General features: G+C 73.7%; 18 protein-coding genes, 1 tRNA gene and 1 pseudogene. 14 read left to right on the forward strand and 6 right to left on the reverse strand.

The annotated features are described in order from the left end of the window. Positions 1–75: 75 nt before the first annotated feature. Positions 76–780 (reverse strand): GAF and ANTAR domain-containing protein, encoded by a 705-nt coding sequence (locus HOY81_RS19635; RefSeq protein WP_237321778.1) that lies wholly within the window; start codon positions 778–780, stop codon positions 76–78. A 409-nt stretch (positions 781–1189) separates the two neighbouring features. Between HOY81_RS19635 and HOY81_RS19640 the strand changes: the two genes are divergently transcribed. Continuing rightward, positions 1190–1957, forward strand: coding sequence for a (2Fe-2S)-binding protein (locus HOY81_RS19640; protein WP_237321779.1), 768 nt, complete (start codon positions 1190–1192; stop codon positions 1955–1957). Positions 1958–2100: 143 nt separating this feature from the next. Here HOY81_RS19640 and HOY81_RS19645 read toward each other — a convergent pair whose 3' ends face one another. Together HOY81_RS19645 and HOY81_RS19650 are read right to left on the reverse strand one after the other, a co-directional pair. Beyond that, entirely contained in the window at positions 2101–2931 is an 831-nt protein-coding gene (locus HOY81_RS19645; protein WP_237321780.1) for an aldo/keto reductase, read from the reverse strand. An 86-nt stretch (positions 2932–3017) separates the two neighbouring features. Then, positions 3018–4136 carry a cobalt-precorrin-5B (C(1))-methyltransferase gene (locus HOY81_RS19650; RefSeq protein WP_237321781.1) on the reverse strand — a complete coding sequence of 373 codons (1119 nt, stop codon included), beginning with the start codon at positions 4134–4136 and terminating at the stop codon, positions 3018–3020. Between the two features lie 57 nt (positions 4137–4193). Here HOY81_RS19650 and HOY81_RS19655 point away from each other — a divergent pair, with 57 nt between their 5' ends. From HOY81_RS19655 to HOY81_RS19670, 4 genes are all read left to right on the forward strand, one after another. Continuing rightward, positions 4194–5021, forward strand: a complete 828-nt coding sequence (locus HOY81_RS19655) for a precorrin-6A/cobalt-precorrin-6A reductase (protein WP_237321782.1) — start codon at positions 4194–4196, stop codon at positions 5019–5021. 174 nt (positions 5022–5195) lie between these two features. After that, positions 5196–6458 (forward strand): VWA domain-containing protein, encoded by a 1263-nt coding sequence (locus tag HOY81_RS19660; protein WP_237321783.1) that lies wholly within the window; start codon positions 5196–5198, stop codon positions 6456–6458. After that, on the forward strand, positions 6458–7270 hold the full coding sequence (locus tag HOY81_RS19665) for a hypothetical protein (protein WP_237321784.1): 813 nt from the start codon (positions 6458–6460) through the stop codon (positions 7268–7270). Before HOY81_RS19660 ends, HOY81_RS19665 begins: the two co-directional genes overlap by 1 nt. An 897-nt stretch (positions 7271–8167) precedes the next feature. Continuing rightward, positions 8168–8743, forward strand: a complete 576-nt coding sequence (locus tag HOY81_RS19670) for a TetR/AcrR family transcriptional regulator (protein WP_237321785.1) — start codon at positions 8168–8170, stop codon at positions 8741–8743. Between the two features lie 100 nt (positions 8744–8843). Here HOY81_RS19670 and HOY81_RS19675 read toward each other — a convergent pair whose 3' ends face one another. After that, positions 8844–9458, reverse strand: coding sequence for a hypothetical protein (locus tag HOY81_RS19675; RefSeq protein ID WP_237321786.1), 615 nt, complete (start codon positions 9456–9458; stop codon positions 8844–8846). 446 nt (positions 9459–9904) lie between these two features. Here HOY81_RS19675 and HOY81_RS19680 point away from each other — a divergent pair, with 446 nt between their 5' ends. From HOY81_RS19680 to HOY81_RS19690, 4 genes and pseudogenes are all read left to right on the forward strand, one after another. Continuing rightward, the gene (locus HOY81_RS19680) at positions 9905–10090 is read left to right on the forward strand and encodes a hypothetical protein (protein WP_237321787.1); all 186 of its coding nucleotides are present in this window, start codon (positions 9905–9907) and stop codon (positions 10088–10090) included. A gap of 97 nt (positions 10091–10187) precedes the next feature. Next, a complete protein-coding gene (locus HOY81_RS19685; protein ID WP_237321788.1) occupies positions 10188–10364 on the forward strand; it encodes an acetyltransferase in 177 nt (58 codons plus the stop codon). Between the two features lie 688 nt (positions 10365–11052). After that, positions 11053–11292: pseudogene (locus tag HOY81_RS27760) on the forward strand (protein-L-isoaspartate(D-aspartate) O-methyltransferase); the annotation flags it as partial. 109 nt (positions 11293–11401) lie between these two features. Continuing rightward, positions 11402–12004, forward strand: a complete 603-nt coding sequence (locus HOY81_RS19690) for a hypothetical protein (RefSeq protein ID WP_308341129.1) — start codon at positions 11402–11404, stop codon at positions 12002–12004. Between the two features lie 697 nt (positions 12005–12701). Here the strand turns inward: HOY81_RS19690 and HOY81_RS19695 are convergent. Next, positions 12702–12775 (reverse strand) — tRNA-Pro (locus tag HOY81_RS19695). Positions 12776–13264: 489 nt separating this feature from the next. Between HOY81_RS19695 and HOY81_RS19700 the strand changes: the two genes are divergently transcribed. Continuing rightward, positions 13265–14665: an NAD(P)/FAD-dependent oxidoreductase gene (locus tag HOY81_RS19700; RefSeq protein WP_237321789.1), complete on the forward strand. Its 1401-nt coding sequence runs from the start codon at positions 13265–13267 to the stop codon at positions 14663–14665. 57 nt (positions 14666–14722) lie between these two features. Here HOY81_RS19700 and HOY81_RS19705 read toward each other — a convergent pair whose 3' ends face one another. Continuing rightward, positions 14723–15922 carry a thiolase family protein gene (locus HOY81_RS19705; RefSeq protein WP_237321790.1) on the reverse strand — a complete coding sequence of 400 codons (1200 nt, stop codon included), beginning with the start codon at positions 15920–15922 and terminating at the stop codon, positions 14723–14725. A gap of 159 nt (positions 15923–16081) precedes the next feature. Between HOY81_RS19705 and HOY81_RS19710 the strand changes: the two genes are divergently transcribed. The 4 genes from HOY81_RS19710 (at position 16082) to HOY81_RS19725 (ending at position 20343) form a co-directional block, all read left to right on the forward strand. Then, entirely contained in the window at positions 16082–17143 is a 1062-nt protein-coding gene (locus tag HOY81_RS19710; protein WP_237321791.1) for an NAD(P)-dependent oxidoreductase, read from the forward strand. Positions 17144–17214: 71 nt separating this feature from the next. Continuing rightward, on the forward strand, positions 17215–18501 hold the full coding sequence (locus tag HOY81_RS19715; RefSeq protein WP_237321792.1) for an ABC transporter substrate-binding protein: 1287 nt from the start codon (positions 17215–17217) through the stop codon (positions 18499–18501). A 184-nt stretch (positions 18502–18685) separates the two neighbouring features. Then, a complete protein-coding gene (locus HOY81_RS19720; protein WP_237321793.1) occupies positions 18686–19528 on the forward strand; it encodes a carbohydrate ABC transporter permease in 843 nt (280 codons plus the stop codon). After that, complete coding sequence (locus HOY81_RS19725; RefSeq protein ID WP_237321794.1) at positions 19528–20343, forward strand: carbohydrate ABC transporter permease; 816 nt, start codon at positions 19528–19530, stop codon at positions 20341–20343. Before HOY81_RS19720 ends, HOY81_RS19725 begins: the two co-directional genes overlap by 1 nt. Positions 20344–20475: the final 132 nt, after the last annotated feature.

Consider the following 20475-nt stretch of genomic DNA (forward strand, 5'->3'; position numbering starts at 1 on the left):
GCTGCCCTCGCCTCGACCTGGGCAAACCTCGCGGGTGCCGGGCCGCGGCCGTTGCCGGTCGGCCGAAGACGCTGGTCAGCGGGCGCCTGGAATCCTACCCGTCTCGGAGACACGGCGTGCGATCTCGCGGAGCTTGACGTTGTGATCCTGACTGCTCTTCTTCAGCACCGCGAACGCCTCGTCCTCGGAGACCTTGTAGCGCTCCATGATGATGCCGAGCGCCTCCCCGATGTCGTGCCGCGACTCCAGCGCGGTGGCGAGCTGGGCATGACTGCGGGCGCTGGAGAATGCGACCGCCGCGTGCGAGGCCAGGATCCAGGCGGTCTGCTCCGACTGGTCGGTGAACTGCTGCGGCTTCGTGGAGTAGAGGTCCAGCGCGCCCAGGTTGTCGTCCTCGGTGAAGAGCAGGAAACCCATCATCGAGCCGATCCCCAGCTCGCGGGCGTGCGGTGCGTAGCGGGGCCAGCGCCGCACCCGGGACGTCATGTCGTCGATCCGGTAGATCTGGTGCGGGCGGCGCGCCGCGTCGAAGCAGGGGCCCTCCCCGGCCTCCTCCTGAGCCGCGTCGGACCGGCGCACCAGATCGTCGGTCGCGGACAGGGTGCGCACCTTCCGGCGGCCCTCGACGGTCAGCACCCCGGCGTACTCACACCCCGGCACCAGGACGACCGCGTGGCGGGCGATCTGGTCGAGGGTGTCCTGCACCGACTCCTGCACCAGCAGGACGCGGGCCATCTCGGCCATGCGGGTCGCCAGCGCCTCCCAGGTGTGCTCACTCATTCCGTCTCTTCCCCTCGACCTGCGGTAACGCGCCACCCGTCATGTGACGGGCCCCTGTCGTTCATTCAACACCCCACCGCCCTTCTCCGGCGGGTGGATTCCGCGGGGCGTTTCCGGCACGGGCGGAGGCCCCGGTGAGACGACAGCGGGCCTTCGGCGGGGGACCGCCGGGCCGTCCGCCGCCGCGATGTGGCGCCTCGCACAAACGGGGCCGGGCCACCTGGCGGGGACGACCCGGGCTCTGCCAGGCTGCCGCACGATACGGCACAGAAGCGCGTGCCACGACGGCGAGGGGACGAGGGTGAGCCAGGCGAGAGGCGCGACCGGGTCCGCCGGCGCCGGTCCCGGCGGGAGGTCCGGCACCTCACCCGGCGGTGCCGGGGACGGCGGAAGCGGGTGGCCCGGCGCCGTGGGGGAAGCCCTGTCCCGGGCCGGCTCGCTCGGGCTGTTCTTCGCCGTGGACTGCGGCCCCCGTACGGACACCGCCGGCTTCCGTCCGCTCGCCGGCCTGTACGGCGACCCCGCCGCGCTGCACGGCCGGATCAGGCAGACGGCCCGGGAGCTCGGTACCGCACAGCAGCGCGTCGCCGCCTCCACCCTGCACCTGGGGACCGCCTCCCGGCTCTGGTCGGTCGCCCTGGGCACGGCCGCGCTGACCGGCCGCGTCCCCGATCTGGACCCGGAGCGGTTGTGGTGGCGCCGGTCGCCCGGCGGCCCCCTCGAACTGTGGCTGCCGGGTCCGCGCGAGGTCTCCGGCGCGCCCGCCGCCGCACAACCCGCCGCACCGCCCGCGACCGTGCGGGAGAGCCTGCCCGAGCTGCTGCACGGGCCCCTGCACCAGACCGTCACCGTACGGAACCTCGGCCCTCTCGCCGCCGCCGTACGCCGGACCGGCGGGGTCTCCCCGCAGGTGCTGCGCGGCAACTCCGCCTCCGCCCTGGTCGGGGCCCTGCGGGTGCTGCTCGCCGCCGCCCCGGAGACCGCCCGTACCGCCGTGCCCCTGGTTCGCGGGCTGCTGGACGCCCCACCGCTCACCGGGGCCGGCACCCTCCGCACCGGCCCGGACGGGACGCTCTCCTTCCACCGCCGCAGCTGCTGCCTCTACTACCGCGTCCCCGGCGCAGGCGTCTGCGGCGACTGCGTCCTGCGGGACCGCGGCCGGGGCGCGGGCGACTGAGGCACCGCACCGCGGCCCCGGCGGACGCACGGCGGTCCGTGCGGACGCACGGCGTTTCACGGAGGCCGCGGTCCGCCGAGGCACCGCGCTCCGGGCGGACGCGTCGGGGCCACGGCTCCCATGGCCCCGCGACCCGGCCCGGCTCAGAACTCCTCGTGGGTGTCCGGATCTCCCCCGGAGCGCCGGTGCGGACGGTCCGCCACGGCGGCCATCTCCTCCTCCGTGAGCTCGAACCCGAACAGGTCCAGATTGGTCCGCTGCCGCCCCGGGTCGCCCGACTTCGGGATGGGCACGGCGCCGAGCTGCGTGTGCCAGCGCAGCACCACCTGCGCGGGACTGACGCCGTGCGCCCGGGCGACCTCCACCAGCGCGGGGTCCTCCAGCAGCCGGGTCCCGCGCCCGAGCGGGCTCCAGCTCTCGGTGAGGATGCCCTTCTCCTCGTGGTAGGCGCGCAGCTCCTCCTGCGGGAGGTGCGGGTGCAGCTCCACCTGGTTGAGCGCGGGCCGTACGCCCGTCTCCTCCTCCAGCCGGTCGAGGTGTTCGGGCGTGAAGTTCGAGACGCCGATCGAGCGCACCAGGCCGTCCTCGCGCAGCTTGATCATCGCTCGCCAGGAGTCGACGTACCTGCCGACCCGCGGCAGCGGCCAGTGGATGAGATAGAGATCCACGTACTCCAGGCCGAGGCGGCGCCGCGACTCCTCGAAGGAGGTGAGGGTCTCCTCGTAGCCGTGGTGCCGGCCGGGCAGCTTGGTCGTGACCCGGACCTCCTCCCGGGGCACGTCGCCGCCTGTCACGCCGCGGCCCACGCCCTTCTCGTTGCCGTAGTTGGCCGCCGAGTCGAACAGCCGGTAGCCGGCCGTCAGTGCCTCGCGTACGGCTCGCTCGGCCTCGGCGTCGTTCAGCGGCCAGGTCCCCAGCCCCACGGCCGGGAGGGTGGTGCCGTCGTCGAGCGTCCGTACGGGGATGTCAGTCACTCTCGCTCCTCGCGGTCTCTCCGTCGCCGGTACGTCCCTCCATCCTGACCACCGACCGGCCTCGCGGCATCCCGGCCGGCCGGGCGTCAGGACACGCCGCTGCGTCCCACCACCGTGCCCGCCCGGTCGATGCAGACCACGTCGACCCGCACCGGCGCCTCGCGGAGCACGGCCCGCGCCGCGTCGCGCGCCGCCACCGCGACCAGGTCGCCGAGCGGCACCCCGGCCGCGGCGCAGAGCTGGAGCGCCGCCAGCCCGGTGTTGGCGTCCCGCACCCCGGCGGCCAGGGCCTCGTCCGCACCGCCCTGCCGGGCGAGCCCGGCCAGGAACTCCTTGTCCACCTGAGAGCGGCCGGAGTGCAGGTCCAGGTGGCCGGCGGCGAGCTTGGAGAGCTTGGCGAAGCCCCCGCAGAGGGTCAGGCGGTCCACGGGGTGGCGGCGCAGGTACTTCAGCACGGCGCCCGCGAAGTCGCCCATGTCGAGCAGGGCGTCCTCGGGGAGCCCGTACTCGGCGACGACCGTCCGCTCCGAGGTGGAGCCGGTGCAGCCCGCCACATGCGTCCGCCCGGCCGCCCGCGCCACGTCCACCCCGCGCCGGATGGAGTCGATCCACGCCGAGCAGGAGTAGGGGACGACGATCCCCGTGGTGCCGAGGACGGAGAGGCCGCCGAGGATGCCGAGGCGCGGGTTCCAGGTGGAGCGGGCGATCTCCTCGCCGTGGTCGACGGCGACCGTGATCTCCACGTCGCCGCCGGCGCCGTGCCGGGCGGCGACCCGCGCCACATGCTCGCGCATCATCCGGCGGGGGACCGGGTTGACGGCGGGCTCGCCGACGGGCAGCGGCAGGCCGGGGCGGGTGACCGTCCCCACACCGGGACCGGCCCGGAAGACCACCCCGGAGCCCGCCGGCAGGCGCCGCACGGTGGCCCGGACCAGGGCGCCGTGGGTGACGTCGGGATCGTCCCCGGCGTCCTTCACGATCCCCGCCGTCGCCCGCTCGCCGGTCAGCTCCTCGACCGCCAGGGCGAAGGACGGCGTCTGCCCCCGGGGCAGCGTGATCGTCACCGGGTCGGGGAAGTCGCCGGTCAGCAGGGCGGTGTACGCGGCGGTGGTCGCTGCGGTCGCGCAGGCGCCGGTGGTCCAGCCGGTGCGTGCCCCGGTGTGCTTGAGTTGGGAGGCGCGCCCGCCCCCGGGCCCGCCGCTCACCGGCGCACCACTCCGTCACACCGCGTACCGGCCGCAGGAAGGGAGACCGGACCCGTCGTGCACGTACTGATCCTGGGAGGGACGACCGAGGCCCGCCGCCTGGCCGGGATCCTGGCGGCCGAGGCGCCGGACCTGCGGGTCACGAGCTCCCTGGCCGGCCGGGTGACCACGCCGCGGCCGCTCCCCGGCGCGGTCCGGACCGGGGGCTTCGGCGGCGCCGGCGGGCTGGCCCGGTGGCTGCGCGCGCACGCGGTGGACGCGCTCATCGATGCCACGCACCCCTTCGCCGAGACGATCAGTTCCCACGCGGCCCGGGCCGCGCGCACCGCCCATGTTCCCCTGCGGGTCCTGCGGCGCCCCGGGTGGGTCCCCGGTACGGGCGACGACTGGCACGAGGCGGGCTCCCTGGAGGAGGCCGCGGCCCTGCTTCCCGGGCTCGGCCGGCGGGTCTTCCTCACCACCGGGCGTACCGGGCTCGGGGCGTTCGCCGGACTCGACGACCTCTGGTTCCTGCTGCGCTCCGTGGAACCGCCGGGGGAGCCGGGAGAGCCGGGAGAGCCCGAGGTGTCCGGAAGACACGGGGAACCCGGGAGCCCCGTGGCCACCCGGCCGCGCCACCTCGAGGTGCTGCTCGACCGCGGCCCGTTCACGCTCGACGGAGAGCGGGCCCTGCTGCGCGCACACGCCGTCGACGTCCTCGTCACCAAGGACAGCGGCGGCGCCGCCACCGCCCCCAAACTCACCGCCGCCCGCGAGGCCGGCATCCCGGTCGTCGTGGTCCGCCGCCCGCCCCTCCCGCCCGGTGTCGCCACCTCCCCCGACCCCGCCCACGCCGCCCGCTGGCTCCGTACGCTGCGGCCCGCGGCGTCCCCCGGGCCGGCCTGACCCCGGCGGCGGTCTCCGGCCGTACGCCGCGCGACGTCACCCCGGACCGCCCGGAACCGCCGCCGGCGGACGGCACCGCCGGGCCCGTACACCCGGCAACTCGCCCACGTGCCCGGTGCGTTCAGCTCCGGGCCCGTTTTGGACCGCGGCGGCGGAGGTCAATAGGATCCGCCGATGATCAGAAAACTACGGTCGGCGACGGGCCTCGGGGCCTTGCTCGCCGTGCTCGCGGCGGGGCTCGCGTTCCCGGCCGGGGCGGTGGCCGACGAGACCACCGCGGACGCGCCGAAAGTCAACCTGGTGCTCGACGTCAGCGGTTCGATGCGCACGCGGGACATCGACGGGCGGTCCCGCATGGCCGCGGCCAAGCAGGCGTTCAACGAGGTGGTGGACGCCACGCCCGAGGAGGTCAGGCTCGGCATCCGCACCCTCGGCGCCGACTACCCCGGCGACAACCGCAAGAGGGGCTGCAAGGACACCGCGCAGCTCTACCCGGTCGGCCCGCTGGACCGCACCGAGGCCAAGACGGCGGTGGCCACGCTCGTCCCGACCGGCTGGACGCCGATCGGGCCGGCCCTGCTGCAGGCGGCGGACGACCTCGACGGCGGCACCGGATCCAAGCGGATCGTGCTGATCAGCGACGGCGAGGACACCTGCGCCCCGCTCGACCCGTGCGAGGTGGCCCGGGAGATCGCGGCCAAGGGCATCGGCCTGACCATCGACACCCTCGGCCTGGTGCCGAACACGAAGATGCGGCGGCAGCTCAGCTGCATCGCCGAGGCCACCGGAGGCACCTACACCTCGGTGGAGCACACCGACGAGCTCACCGAGAAGGTCAACCAGTTGGTGGAACGGGCGGCCGATCCGGTGGTGACGCCGGTGGCCGTGGAGGGCGCGGAACGGTGCGCCGACGCGCCCCTCCTGAAGTCCGGCCTGTACACCGACCGCGAGAAGTCCGGCCAGGAACGCTGGTACCGGGTGGACGTGGCACCCGGTCAGGAGCTGCGCGCCGCGGTGAGCGTGGCGGCCGACCGGGCGGTGCGCCCGGACTACGGCGTGGTGCTGCGCGCGGTCACCGTGCACGGCCGGGAGATCGTGCGCGGTGAGGCGGCGGGCAACGGCCGTACGGACGTGCTCTCGACGGGTCTGCGCTACCCGAAGGCGGACCGGGACGACGACGAGGACGCGGTGGAGACGGTGTGCCTGCGGGTGACGCACTCCTTCTCGGCGGCCTCCGGGGAGAAGACCGGGCCCGGTCTGCCGCTGGAGCTGACCGTGGACGTGGTGGAGGGCCCGTCGCAGGCCGACGACGTGGCCTCGTTCGGGCTCGGCCGCGGCTGGTGGCTGCTCGGCGTCCTGGTGCTGACCGGCTTCCTCGCGGGTCTGCTGTGGGGCTGGCTGTCGCGCTGGCGTGTCGCGATGTGGAGGACCAACTGATGTGGATCACACGCGTGGTGAGCGCCGCGCTGCTGACGCTCGGCCTCGCGGCGGGGCCCGCCGCGGCCGACTCGACGCCGTCCGCGAGCCCGTCGGAGAGCCCGTCCGGGGACAGCGCGGCGCCCACGTCGGCGGGCACGTCGTTCCGTACGGCGAGGGAGATCGAGCAGGGGCAGACGGCGACGGCGAGCGGCTCGGCCGGTGACTACCTGTACTGGTCGTTCCCGGCCGACACGGGGCAGCGTCCCACGGCCACGGCGACGGTGGAGCTCCCCGAGGAACACGCGGCGCAGACCTGGCAGCTCGACGTCTACGACGGCCTGCGGCGCCGCCAGGCCTGCCAGTACGGCGCGCAGACGCGCACGGCCGCCGCGGACACCTCCTCGGTGGAGCTGACGTGCGTGCTGCGCACGGTGCGGGCCTGGTCGGAGCCATGGGCCAACGACCCGCTGCCGGGCACCTACTACCTCCGGCTGACCGCGGTGGACATCCGGACCGCGGACCTCGGACAGCCGGTGGCCGCCGAGGTGCGGGTGGAGTCCAAGGACATGGGCGGGGCGGCGGCCGTGGACGGCCGGCTGGCCCGGCCGCTGGTACCGGGCGCCGCGGTGACGCCGCAGCAGGCGGAGGACGATGCCGGGACGGCCGTGCTGTCGGACATCGAGCCGGAGGACGGCTGGGCGTCGGGCTGGTGGTCCGACCGCTGGGTGTGGACGGCCGCCGGCGCGGTGCTGGCGGCGCTCGCCGGCATCGGAGGATACGCACTGACGCGGGGCTCGGGCCGCCCGCCACACGTGCCGCCGCACGCCTGAGGGCCCCGGGGCCCGTCGCTCACCTCACGCGGCGGTCTCCGGGGGCCGGCTCTCCGGCCGGCCTCCCCACCGCCGCGGTGGGGGGGGCCGGCCCGCCGGGCCTGCTGCACTCGCCATCCGTACCGGGTCATGCCGCGCGGCTTGTAGACCGACAGGGCCGTGGCCGTGAGCAGGACGGCCACGGCAGCGGCAGCGTCGAAGACGAGCTGGGCCCTCAGCCCGCCGAGCTGGGTGACGGCCAATGGCCCCTGTGCCGCCGCATCCGCCAGACGGTCGGCAACCTGCATGTGAAGCAACAGGAGGAACGTGGCGAGGACGGTCAGGACGAGCTTCATCAGCACCCAGTAGTGGCGGAACAGGCCCCACGCGGTGCCCAGGGACTGGACGAGCCCGGTCAGCAGCGAAGCGAAGGCCAACGGGGCGATCACATACCAGCCGATCACGTCCATGGCGGCGTACGCGCCGCGCACCCGTTCGGCGTCCTGGCTGCTGACGCCGGCGACAGCGAGCGCCAGGAACGCCGCGACCGAGCCGAGCCATCCCACGGAAGACGCGACATGAGCGGTGAGAGCGCAGGTACGGATCCCGCCCGGCATCGCCATCACCGGCCGCCGTGCATGCCGAGTCCCATGGCGCCGCTGAGGTGCAGGGCGAGGAGTACGGCGATCACGGCCAGCGCCGCGGCTGTGGAGACCTTCACCCAACGCGGGGCACTGGGGGCCGTCTTCTGCCCAGGCACTGCCTCGGCCGCTGGCTCGGATGGTGAGTCGGTCATGTGACCTCCCTACTGGGGTGCGGGCTGACACGGCTGTCGGCTCGCCCCCGCAACAGTTATCGATACACTCTGTCTACGTCAAGCCAAACTGCCTCAATATCGTCACCCCGTACACTGGCCCGGTGCCGAAGCTGTGGAACGAGACGATCGAGGAGCACCGCCGAGCCGTCCGGGATGCGGTGCTGGAGACCACGGCCGCACTCGTGGCCGAGCAGGGACTGAGGGGCGTGACGATGTCCCGGATCGCAGAGCAGAGCGGGATCGGCCGGGCCACGCTGTACAAGTACTTCCCGGACGTGGAAACGATCATGACGGCCTGGCACGAACGTCAGGTCGCCGGGCATCTCGATCAACTCGCCGAACTGCGCGACCGCGCCGGTACCCCTGGCGAACGACTCACTGCGGTCCTGGAGGCTTATGCGCTCATCCAGCGGCAGCGGCACGGTCACGGAGGGGAGATCTCAGCGCTCCTGCACCGAGGCGACCATGTGGCACACGCCGAGAGGCACCTGCGTCACTTCGTCCGAAGGCTCCTCACCGAGGCCGCAGAGGCGGGGGAAGTCCGCGGCGACGTCAGTCCGGACGAGCTGGCCGGATTCTGCCTGCATGCGCTCGCAGGGGCCGGTGACCTGCCGTCCAAGGCCGCGGTCAAGCGGCTTGTGACCGTCACCCTGGCAGGCCTGCGGCCGGAAGCGTGACGCAGCAGAACCCGGTCGCCAGTCTGCACCGCGAGCGGTAAGGCGGGGAGACCCGCGGCCGCAGTGGAGCAACCACGGCCCCTGGTGTTCGCGTCGGCGGTCAGGACCGGCTGGATGCTGCGCTGCGCTGTGTCAGCTCAACTTCACTCGCCACTTCCCGCGGGCGAGGATCGTCGTGCCGTCGGGCCTGATGAACACTCGGGCGCCGCGTACCGCCCTGGTGCACGAGCGGCTGCTCGGGTCCGGCAGCCGTGGCCCGGGCCCAGGAGCCGTCTCCGTGGGCCATGAAAGCGGTGCGCTGCTCCCCGCCCTCCCGGTAGTGGTGGGCGATGCCGGGGGCGGTCAGCTCCAGCATGCTCGCGAGGTCCCAGGCGTTGGCGACGTCGACGATGGGGTAGCGGCCGCGGGCCACGTACTCGCCTTCGCCGTCGGCGACCTCGGCCATGCCGAGGAGATCGGTGGCGCCGGGCGGGTAGTCCTGGCCGTGCCGGGCGTGCATGAACCCGGCCCGGTCCCACTTCACCCGGCCCGTCGCGCCGCCCTCCGGATCCTTCTCCGCGGTGACACTGAGGGAGGTGCCGGCGACGGTGGTGACCAGGCGGCCGCCGATGCACAACGCGTTCAGCCAGCTCGGCGGCACCGAGGGCACGGAAACTGTGGCGACCAGCCGGTCGGCCGATCCGGCGGGGCACGGCAAGTGGCCGGTGGCGTCCACCGCCTCCAGGGTCGGGTTGACTCCGGATTCGAGGAAGCGTTCGTGCGCGACTTCGATGAGTTAAGGGGTCGACGTCGACGCAGCCCGTGGAGAGCCCGCCGCCGCGGGCCGTGGACAGAACCAGTGTCAGGGATCTTCATGCCACGCGAACGTAACCGCGTCCTCGAAGCGCTGCTCACCGGGTACGGCTACACCCACCAGCAGCTCGCCGACGAGGTCAACCGGACCGCCGAAATCCGTTAGGGCGTCCCGCGCAGTGCACCGGCCGGCACGTGCGCCGCTGGCTCGCCGGTGACGTCCGCTGGCCATGGTCTCGCTACCTTCTCCCTCTGCAGGAGATCTTTGGCGGCTCTCCGGAGGAGATGGGCTTCGTCCCCCGTGGCAAAACAAGCCGCGCGCCCGCACCACCCCCGAGACGGCGGCCCACAACCAAGGAGGTGCCGCCCGTGCGCCGCCGTGAGTTCGTCGCCGCTGGCCTCGCCGCCACCTTGGGAATCGACCAGATCCCTGTTCAGGGGCGTCTCGGCGCTACGGATGTGGGACGCGTCCGCAGGATCGTGCCCGCGCTCTATGCTCACGATCACGCGCTCGGTGGCGGTGCGCTGTATCAGGTGGCGTGGCTTGCGGGGTGAGGTCCCGGCGGGTCTGGTGGAGGAGACCGGGTCCCGGACGTTCGCGCTGTCGGAGCTCATGGTTGTGGAGAAGTTCCGTGGAACAGGGGCGGCCAGGGTGTTGCATGATGCTCTGCTGGCCGGTCGTGGTGAGGAGCGGGTGACGCTCCTGGTGGAGCAGGCGCATTCGCGAGTGCGAGCCCGGTACGAGGAGTGGGGCTACCGCAGGCTGGGTGATCTGGTGCCGTTCGAGGATGCGCCGGTGTACGACGTGATGCTGCTGGACATGGCCTGACGCTGTTGCTTGTGGGGGCTTGGCCCGTAGCAGCCTTGTGCCATGTTTCCCTCGTCCGGCGTGATGCCGCACGCCTCAGCGCGGCCGAGGCCAGTCGTGCGGTGCGCGCCTTCGCCGTCGGCCGGACCGAGTGGACCCGGCCGCACTCGCCGCGCTCGCCCGTCTCCGCCAGGCGTGGGCGGACGTCGTCCGCCATGAGATGGTGACCGCCGCGTGACTCCCGGGTTTCATGGCCGACATCGGCACCCCGGCCACGTATGTGACGGCGCACGGCAGGGCCCCGCGCCCCGCTCCGGCCCGTTTGCGCTCTCCCGGCAGCGGCCCGGCCCGGCTAGCGTGCCCAGTCCCGGGAAGCCGCGAGCAGAAGGGAGCCTGCCATGGGGAAGCACTCCGGAAGGCAGGACTCCGCAGAGAGCGATGGGCACAAGCCGGAGAAGCCCATCCCGCCACCGCCCCCGGAACCGAAGCAGTGAGCACCACGGAGGCCGGGGCCGGGCAGGCGCGACTCGTCGCGGAACTGGCCGCGGCCGGTCATCTTCCCGGCGAGTGGCGGCAGGCGTTCGCAGCGGTCGACCGGGCCGCCTTCCTCCCTGCCGGAATCTGGGTGCGGGAGCAGGAGGGCTATGTGCCCGTGGACCGGAGCACCGACCCGGGCCGGTGGCGGGCGGCAGCCTACGCGGACGCGCCGGTGGTCACCCAGGTCGCCGACGACGGCGGCCCAGTGGCGTACCGGCCGACGAGCTCGGCGTCCATGCCGCGGATGATCGCCCGGATGCTGCACGCCCTGGATGTGCGCGACGGCGCCCGGGTCCTGGAGGCGGGGACCGGCACCGGCTACAACGCCGCGCTCCTGTGCGCCCGCCTCACAGACGCCGCGGTGACGACTGTCGAGGTAGACCCGCGGGTCGCAGACGCGGCACGGGCGGCGCTCCACCATGCCGGGTACGCCCCCCTCAGCGTGGTCGGGGACGGCAGCGCCGGCTATGCGGACGGCGGCCCGTTACGACCGTATCGTCGCCACCTACCCCGTTCGACACGTGCCATCGGAGTGGGCGGCCCAGCTCCGGCCCGGCGGTGTCCTGGTCACCCCGTGGGGCTCCGGCCTCTACAACGGCGTCCTGCTCCGGCTCACCGGCCGGGGCGACGGCACCGCGGCCGGGCCGGTCATCGGCGACAGCGCGTTCATGTGGGACCGCGCGCAGGCGCCGGCGGCCGAGGTCATGGACGTCGTCGGGGACGGCACGCCCACGGCCGTCGACCGTACGGGCCTGGACCCGCGCAGCGTGCTCGGTATCGAGGACGCCGCGTTCGCGCTCGGGCTCCTCGTCCCCGGGGCTCGGTACAGCGTCGGCCACGGGAGCGGCGGAGAGTTCACGCTGTGGCTGGCTGACGCCGCCACCGGCTCCTGGGCGAGCGTGGACTTCGCCCCGCACGAGGCCCAGTTCGACGTCGAACAGCACGGCCCCCGCATGCTGTGGCGGGAGGTCGAAGCGGCACACAAGTGGTGGGTCCGGGCCGGGAGGCCGGAGCGGACCCGGTTCGGCGTGACGGTCGAGCCGGGCGGCAGCCGGGTGTGGCTGGACGGCCCGGCACGCCCCGTGCCGGCGCTCGCCCAGGCCGCGCAAGCCCGCATCCCCTGACCGAGTCGCCGAAGCCGCCGGACCCCCGGCTCCCGGCCACTTCCGAAGCCCAGAACGCCAAGCCGACGAGCTCGGCCTCCGGCATGTCCTCTTCCATGAACTTCTCCATGCAGGCCGGGCAGTGGCTCGTCAGAAGCTCGTCCGCGGCGAGTGCGACAAGGCCATGGCCGACGGCGAGGCCGCCCGCGTCTATGACACAGAAGCGTGCAAGGGCGTCCCCAAGAAGCGCTACATGGAGCTGGTCTGCGAGTGGTCTTCCGCCGCCCCCGCTCCCCAACATCGCCGGAGTCCGCCAGGGCGCAGGCCGAGAGGAACAACCGTGACCAGTGAGACGTACGGGTCCACGTCCTGCTGACCTTCGGCGAGCAGGCCGAGGTCGTCGCCACCGGCGTTCCCGCCGACGAGCGGGCCGAGCCCGGGCGCTACCCGGCCGCCGAGATCGCGGACGCTGTCGGCGTAGACGAGCGTGACCTTCCCGGCGTCCGGCTGGTGGCCGACGGGGTTCCGGCGACCGGCTGAGGAACTGGCGCCGCGCCTGACCCCTACCGACCCCGTCCGCTTCGCCGGGGGCAGCCACCACCACGGGTACGACCCGAGCAGGCCGATGGGGTAGAAAGGCGTACCTGAGAGGCGCGTTGATGTCGGCCGCTGATGTCAGAGGCCCCTTACGAAGGTCGTAAGGGGCCTCTGACCAGTGTCGGGACGGCGGGATTTGAACCCACGACCCCTTGACCCCCAGTCAAGTGCGCTACCAAACTGCGCCACGTCCCGGTGCCCGTGCGACGCGGGGCTTTCGGGCCCCTCGCCGACCGCGCACGAAGAACAATACCGCATGTCCGAGGCCGTTCGCTCACCCCCCGTCCCCGAGCCGGTGCGGATGCCGGGACGGCCGCTCCGGGGAGGGCGCGAGGCCCGTGGCCGGGGCGGAGGCCGGCGCCCCGGCGTGTGCAGGGCCCCGGGGAGCGGGGCCGAGACCTGGCGCGGTCCGCCGCCGAGGTCAGGCACGGACGTGGTCCGGGGACCGGAGCGTGCGCCGGTGCCGCTCGGGCGAGCAGCGGGCGGCGGCGCCCGTCACGGGTCGGTCCGGAGCGGCGCACCGGGGCGGCCGGCGGCCCGGGGCGTCGCGGACGCGGGCGGACCGGGCGCGGGCCGGGCGGGCCCGGAGCGGTGGGGCACCGGGTGCCGGGGCGGCGGAGGTGCCGGGGCGGTGCGGACGGTGTTTGCGCGGGGCGCGGCCGGGGGTACCCCGGGAGGCCTGACATGCACAGCCGACCGCTGGAGCCGAGCGTGAGCCGTTCCCGTATCGTGATCGTCGGAGCCGGATTCGCCGGATACCAGACGGCTCGCACGCTGTCCCGGAAGGCCCGGGGCGCGGCGGAGATCGTGCTGGTGAACCCGAACGACTACTTCCTCTACCTCCCCCTGCTGCCGGAGGTGGCCGCCGGCACCCTGGAGCCGCGCCGGGTGTCGGTGTCGCTGCCCGGCACGCTGCCCGGGGTGCGGGTCGTGCTGGGTGAGGTGCACGGCGTCGACCTGGACGGGCGCGAGGTGCGCTACACCGACCCGGAGGGCCGCGAGGGCAGCCTCGGGTACGACCGGCTGGTGCTCTCCGTGGGCAGTGTGAACAAGCTGCTGCCGATCCCGGGTGTCGCGGAGCACGCGCACGGCTTCCGGGGTATGCCCGAGGCCCTCTACCTGCGGGACCACATCTCGCGCCAGCTCGCGCTGGCCGCGTCCAGCGACGACCCGGAGGAGCGCGAGTCCCGCAGCACCTTCGTCGTCGTCGGCGCCGGGTACACCGGTACGGAGGTGGCCGCACACGGCAAGCTCTTCACCGACGCGCTGGCCGGGCAGCACAGCCGCGCCACCGGCGCCCCGCACCGGGAGCGGCCGCCGCGCTGGCTGCTGCTGGACATCGCCGACCGGGTGCTGCCCGAGCTGGACCGGCGGCTGTCGGACACCGCGGACCGGGTGCTGCGGCAGCGCGGCGTGGACGTACGGACGGGGATGTCGGTGAAGGAGGCCACCCGGGACGGGGTGCTGCTGGACGACGGCACCTTCGTCCCGACGCAGACCCTCATCTGGTGCGTCGGCGTGCGTCCCGACCCGCTGGTGGACCAGATCGGGCTGCCCACCGAGCGCGGCCGCCTGGTGGTGGACGAGACCCTCACGGTGCCCGGCCACCCCGAGGTGCTGGCCTGCGGCGATGCCGCCGCGGTGCCCGATCTGACCCGGCCGGGCGAGTTCACGCCGATGACCGCGCAGCACGCCGTACGGCAGGGGAAGCTCGCCGCGCACAACATCCTGGCGTCCTACGGGCGCGGGGTGCGCCAGCCGTACAAGCACCACGACCTGGGCTTCACCGTGGACCTCGGCGGCGTGAAGGCGGCGGCCAACCCGTTCCGGGTGCCGCTGCGCGGGCCGGCCGCGAGCCTGGTCACCAAGGGGTACCACCTGGCGGCGATGCCCGGGAACCGGGTGCGGGTCGCCGCCGACTGGCTGCTCGGGGCGGCGCTGCCGCGGCAGGCGGTGCAGCTCGGGCTCGTACGGGAGTGGGCGGTGCCGCTGGACACCGCGTCCCCGGAAGTGGTGAAGGCCCCGCACCGCGAGCCGGCCCGGACCGGTGGCGAGGGCGGCTCCGAGCAGCGCGACTCCGGATAGCGGATCCCCGGGAGCCGGGGCCCCGGCCTGCCCGGCACGGGCCCCCGCCCCGCCCGCTCAGCGTTCCAGGACCAGCGCCTGCCCCTGCCCGACACCGATGCACAGCGCCGCCAGCCCGGTGCCGGAGCCGGCCGCGGCGAGCTGGTGGGCGACGGCCCCGGCGATACGGGCGCCGGACGCGCCCAGCGGGTGGCCGAGGGCGATGGCGCCGCCGCGCGGGTTGACCAGCGCCGGGTCCAGCTCGGGCCACTCCGCGAGACAGCCGAGGGCCTGGGCCGCGAACGCCTCGTTCAGCTCGACGGTGGTCAGGTCGGCGAAGCCGCGCCCGGCCTTGGCCAGGGCACGCCGTACGGCCTCGACCGGGCCCAGCCCGTAGAGCTGCGGTTCGGTCCCGGTGACCGCGGTGGCCCGGAGGCGGGCCAGCGGCTCCCGGCCGGTGGCGGCGAGACCCTCCTCGTCCGTGAGCAGCAGGGCCGCGGCCCCGTCGTTCAGCGGCGAGGAGTTGCCGGCCGTGACGGTGCCGGTGCCGTCGGTGCGGAAGACCGGCTTGAGACGGGCCAGGGCCTCGGGGGTGCTGCCGTCCCGGATCGTCTCGTCCCGCGGCAGGTCGACGCCCTCGTACGGCACCACCTCGGCGTCGTAGAGCCCGTCCTTCCAGGCCCGCACGGCCTTGGTGTGGCTTGCGGCGGCGAAGACGTCCTGCTGCTCGCGGGTGAGGCCGTGCCGCTCGGCGATCAGCTCGGCGCCCTCGCCGAGCGAGACGGTCCACTCCGGGCGCATCCGCGCGTTGACCATGCGCCAGCCGAGCGTGGTGGAGTACATCTCCGGCGCCGCGGCGGGGAACGCCTTCTCCGGCTTGGGCACCACCCACGGCGCGCGGCTCATGGACTCCACGCCGCCCGCGATCACCGCGTGCGCGTCGCCGACCGCCACCGCCCGCGCCGCCTGCACCACGGCCTCCAGCCCGGAGGCGCAGAGCCGGTTCACCGTGCTGCCGGGCACGCTCACCGGGAGGCCGGAGAGGAGCACAGCCATGCGGCCGACGTTCCGGTTCTCCTCGCCGGCGCCGTTGGCGTTGCCGAAGACGACCTCGTCGACGCGGGCGGGGTCCAGCGCGGGCGTACGGTCCACCAGGGCGCGGACGACGTGCGCGGCCAGGTCGTCGGGGCGCACGCCCGCGAGGGCGCCGCCGTACTTGCCGACGGGGGTGCGGACGGCGTCCACCAGGTAGACGTCGCGAAGGCGATCGTTGGTCATGGCACGTATCGTGTCAGGCGCCGTGCGCCGTGGCCAGACTCCCGGGCCCGGAACGCGCGGACCGGCCCGGCCGCCCCCGGGCGGTCCGGACCTTACGGATCGCTGACACCCGGCCGCGCCGGGCGCCGTACGTCCCCTGCCGGGGCCTAGCGTGACGGCATGCGCGTACTCGTCACCGGCGGTGCCGGTTTCATCGGTTCCCGCGTCGTCGGGGAGCTGGCCGCGGCCGGGCACGAACCGGTCGTGCTGGACTCGGCGGCGCAGCACGGGCCCGGCACGCTCCGGGGGGACGTGCGGGACCCGGCGACGGTGGCCCGCGCGCTGGCCGGGGTGGACGCCGTCTGTCACCAGGCGGCCATGGTCGGCCTGGGCACGGGTTTCCGGGACGCCTCCGCCTATGTGAGCAGCAACGACCTGGGGACGGCCGTGCTGCTGGAGGAGATGGCCGCCGCCGGGGTGCCGGACCTGGTGCTCGCCGGGTCGATGGTGGTCTACGGCGAGGGCCGGTACCTCTGCGCGGACCACGGGGCGGTGCGGCCCGGCCCGCGGGCCGTACCGGACCTGGACGGCGGCCGCTTCGAGCCGCCGTGCACCGAGTGCGGTGCGGACCTCACCCCCGGCCTGGTGGGCGAGGACGCGCCGGCCGACCCGCGGAACGTCTACGCCACCACCAAGCTCGCCCAGGAGCACCTCGCCGCCTGCTGGGCCCGGGCCACCGGCGGACGGGCCGTCAGTCTCCGCTACCACAACGTGTACGGGCCGGGCATGCCGCGCGACACGCCCTACGCCGGTGTCGCGTCCTTCTTCCGCTCGGCGCTGGAGCGCGGCGAGGCGCCACGGGTGTTCGAGGACGGCGGCCAGCGCCGGGACTTCGTCGAGGTGTCGGACGTGGCCGCGGCCAATGTGGCGGCCGTGGAGGCGCTGGCCGCCGGGCGGCTGCCGTCCGGCGCGCTGCGGGCGTACAACACGGGCAGCGGCGAACCGCACACCGTCGGCGAGATGGCGGCAGCGCTCGCCGCGGCCTACGGCGGCCCGGAGCCCGTCGTGACGGGGGAGTACCGGCTCGGCGACGTCCGCCACATCACCGCGGACTCGCGGCGGCTGCGGGAGGAACTGGGCTGGCGGCCGCAGACCGGCTTCGCCGCCGGCATGCGCCGCTTCGCCCTGGCGCCGTTGGCCGCACCATTGGCGGACACCGGACAGGTCCGTACGAAGGGTTGACGGAGTGTCGTCCTCTCGGCGGCAATGGGTGACGCCCATGCTTGGGCCGCAGGCGTCGAGAGGAGCAGTCCATGACCGCGCCCCGCTCCACACCCCCACCGACCCGGCGTCAGGCGCTCGCCCTCGCGGGCGGTGCCCTGGCCTCCTTCCCCCTCGCGGCGTGCGGCTCCGGCGCCCCGGACGACCAGGGCGGATCCGGCGGCGACTTCACGCTCTACTGGAACCCCGGTCACGACTACGACGCGTACCAGGCCGTCGTCGACGCCTTCGGGAAGGAGCACGGCCTCACCGTGCGCATGCAGAAGTACCAGTGGCCCGACATGCGCACCCGGATACTCACCGACTTCTCCTCCGGCAACGTGCCCGACCTGATCGAGGGCGCCGGCTGGACCCAGGAGTTCGCGCTCAGCGGCGACGCGCTCAGCCTGCGGAAGTACGTCGACCGGGACGGGGATCGGATGGGCTTCCCGGCCGACTGGCAGCAGGCCGCCGTCCAGCACAACGCGCACAAGGGCGAGCCGTACGGCATCCAGCTCCACCAGACGTGCAGCCTGCTGCTCTACAACAGGAAGATGTTCCGCGAGGCGGGCGTGCGGCCGCCCACCACCTGGGACGAGGTGGTGGAGGTCTGCACCGCGCTCACCGGCGACGGGGTGCACGGCATCGCGCTCAACCAGGACCAGTCCTACGCCTGGCCGTGGATGCTGCAGAACGGCGTGCGGGAGTACGACCCGGAGACCGGGGAGCTGCTGACCCCGCGGGACGCCGCGATCGAGGCGCTGCAGTTCCAGGCCGACCTCGTGCACGAGCACAAGGTCTCCCCGGTGCCGACCCCGGGCACCGACTACTCCGGACCGCAGAAGCTGCTGTCCGCCGGGCGGGTGGCCATGATCGTCTCCGGCCCGTGGGACCTGGACCCCATCGCCCAGACCAGCCCGGATCTCGACCTGGGCATCGCCCAGATGCCCAGGAAGCGGAAGCAGGCGACGATCCTCGCCGGGACGAGCCTCTTCATTCCGGCGAAGGCCAAGCGCCCCGACCTCTCCTGGGACCTGATCAAACGATTCACCACCCTGAAGACGGAGCTGGCGGTCACCGAGGAGGCGGGCATGCTGATGCCCCGCAAGAGCTGGGGTGAGAAGCCGCTCGTGCAGGACGACCCGCACACCAGAGCCTTCGCGGAAGGGCTGGCGTACGCCGAGGACCCGCACCGCGGGCTCTATCTCACCGGCCACTACGGCGAGATCTCCGAGGACCTGTGGAAACGGCTCTACCAGAGCGTGGTGATGGAGAAGCAACCCGTCGCGCAGGCCTACGAGGAGTACCGGAAGGCCGGCCGGCGCATCCTCGAGGGGTAGCCGCCGGATGACCTCGGAGAGCACCGACCCCCCGGCCCCGGCGGCCGGGCCCGGAGCATCGTCCCCGCCGTCCGCCCCGCCGGCGGGACGGCCGCCGCGGAAGCGCGCGGCCGCCGGGCCTGCGGGCCCCCGCCGGAGGCTGCTCCCCCGGCGGTCGCGCCCGCCGTCGCTGCACGCACGCCGGGTGCGGACCGCCTACCTCTTCCTGTCCCCGGCGCTCGTCTTCTTCGGCCTGTTCTTCTACATGCCGATCGCCGACATCGTGAACACCAGCCTGCACACCGGCCCGCAGGCGGATCGTTTCAGCGGTCTGGACAACTACACCGATGCCTTCTCCGACCCCGCAGCCCGGAACTCCTTCCGGGTCACCCTGCTCTTCGCCGCCGGGACCACCGCCGGCGCCGTCGTGCTCGGGCTGGGACTGGCCCTGCTGGTGAACCGGCCGCTGCGGGGGCGCACGGCCTTCCGGCTGGCGCTGCTGGTGCCGTATCTCACCTCGGTGGCCGTGGTCGGCCTGCTGTGGCGGAACATCCTGGACCCGCAGCTCGGCGTCCTCAACCGGATGCTGCGCGACCTGGGCCTGCCCACCCAGCAGTGGCTCAACACCGACCCGCTGCTCACCATCATCCTGATCACCCTCTGGCAGATCGCCGGCTACACCATGATCCTCTTCCTGGCCGGGCTGCAGGGCATCCCCGAGGTCTACTACGAGGCCGCGTGGATCGACGGCGCCTCGAAGTGGCAGCAGTTCTGGCGGATCACGCTGCCGCTGCTGGCGCCGACCACGCTCTTCGTCTCGGTGATGGCGGTCATCTCCGGGCTCCAGGCCTTCGCCCAGGCGTACATCATCACCGGCGGCGGGCCGGCCGGAGCCACCGACCTCTACGTCTTCCACGTCTTCGAGGTCGCCTTCCGCGCCCGCGACTTCGGCTACTCCTCGGCCCTGTCCGTGCTGCTGCTCTTCGTGATCGTGGCCTTCACCCTGGTCCAGCTCCGGGCCGGCCGGCGCCGGGAGGTGGAGTACTGATGACCCGTGCCGGGCGCATCGGCGTCTCTGTCGCACTGCTGCTCGCGAGCAGCGTCACCATCGTGCCGCTGCTCTACATGATCACGCTCTCCCTCCAGACGGAGGCCGAGACCCTGGCGGGCGAGCCGGTGCTGTTGCCCGAGTCGCCCCAGTGGGGCAACTACGCCACGCTGTTCCAGGAGGCGCCGTTCGGCAACTTCATCATCAACAGCCTGGTCGTGGCGGGCGGGATCACCCTGGCCCACCTGCTCTTCGACCCGCTGATCGGCTACGTGTTCGCCAAGTTCGACTTCCCGCTGCGGAACACCCTCTTCGTGGCGATCCTGGCGACCCTGATGATCCCGCTGTTCGTCCGCATGATCCCGCTGTACGTGATGATGTCGAACCTCGGCTGGCTCAACAGCTACCAGGCGCTGATCCTGCCGTTCCTCATGGACGGCTTCGGCATCTTCCTCATGCGGCAGTTCATCCAGCCCATCCCGAACGACCTGCTGGACGCCGGGCGCGTGGACGGCGCCTCGGAGTTCGCCGTGTACTGGCGCATCGTGCTGCCGCAGACCAAGCCCGCGCTGGCGGTGCTGGGGCTCTTCACCTTCGTGTTCCAGTGGAACGAGTTCCTGTGGCCGCTGGTGGCGACGACCACCGAGGACATGCGGACCATCCCCGTCGGCCTCACCCTCTTCAACCAGGAACACTTCACGCTCTGGCACCTGACGGCCGCCGGCTCGGTGATCATGTTCGTGCCGACGGCGCTCATCCTGATCCTCAGCCAGCGCTACTTCGTCCGGGGCATCGCGCTCACCGGGCTGAAGTGACCCGCCCCGTGCCGGGAACGGCCGGGCCCCGGAGACTCCCACCGGGGCCCGGCCGCACGGTCTCGCGCCGGGGCGCCTCAGAAGTACCCTTCGCGCTTGCGGTCTTCCATGGCGGCTTCGGAGAGTTTGTCG

The sequence above is a fragment of the Streptomyces sp. JJ36 genome, from assembly GCF_021696945.1.
In the GTDB taxonomy this organism is placed as follows: Bacteria; Actinomycetota; Actinomycetes; order Streptomycetales; family Streptomycetaceae; genus Streptomyces.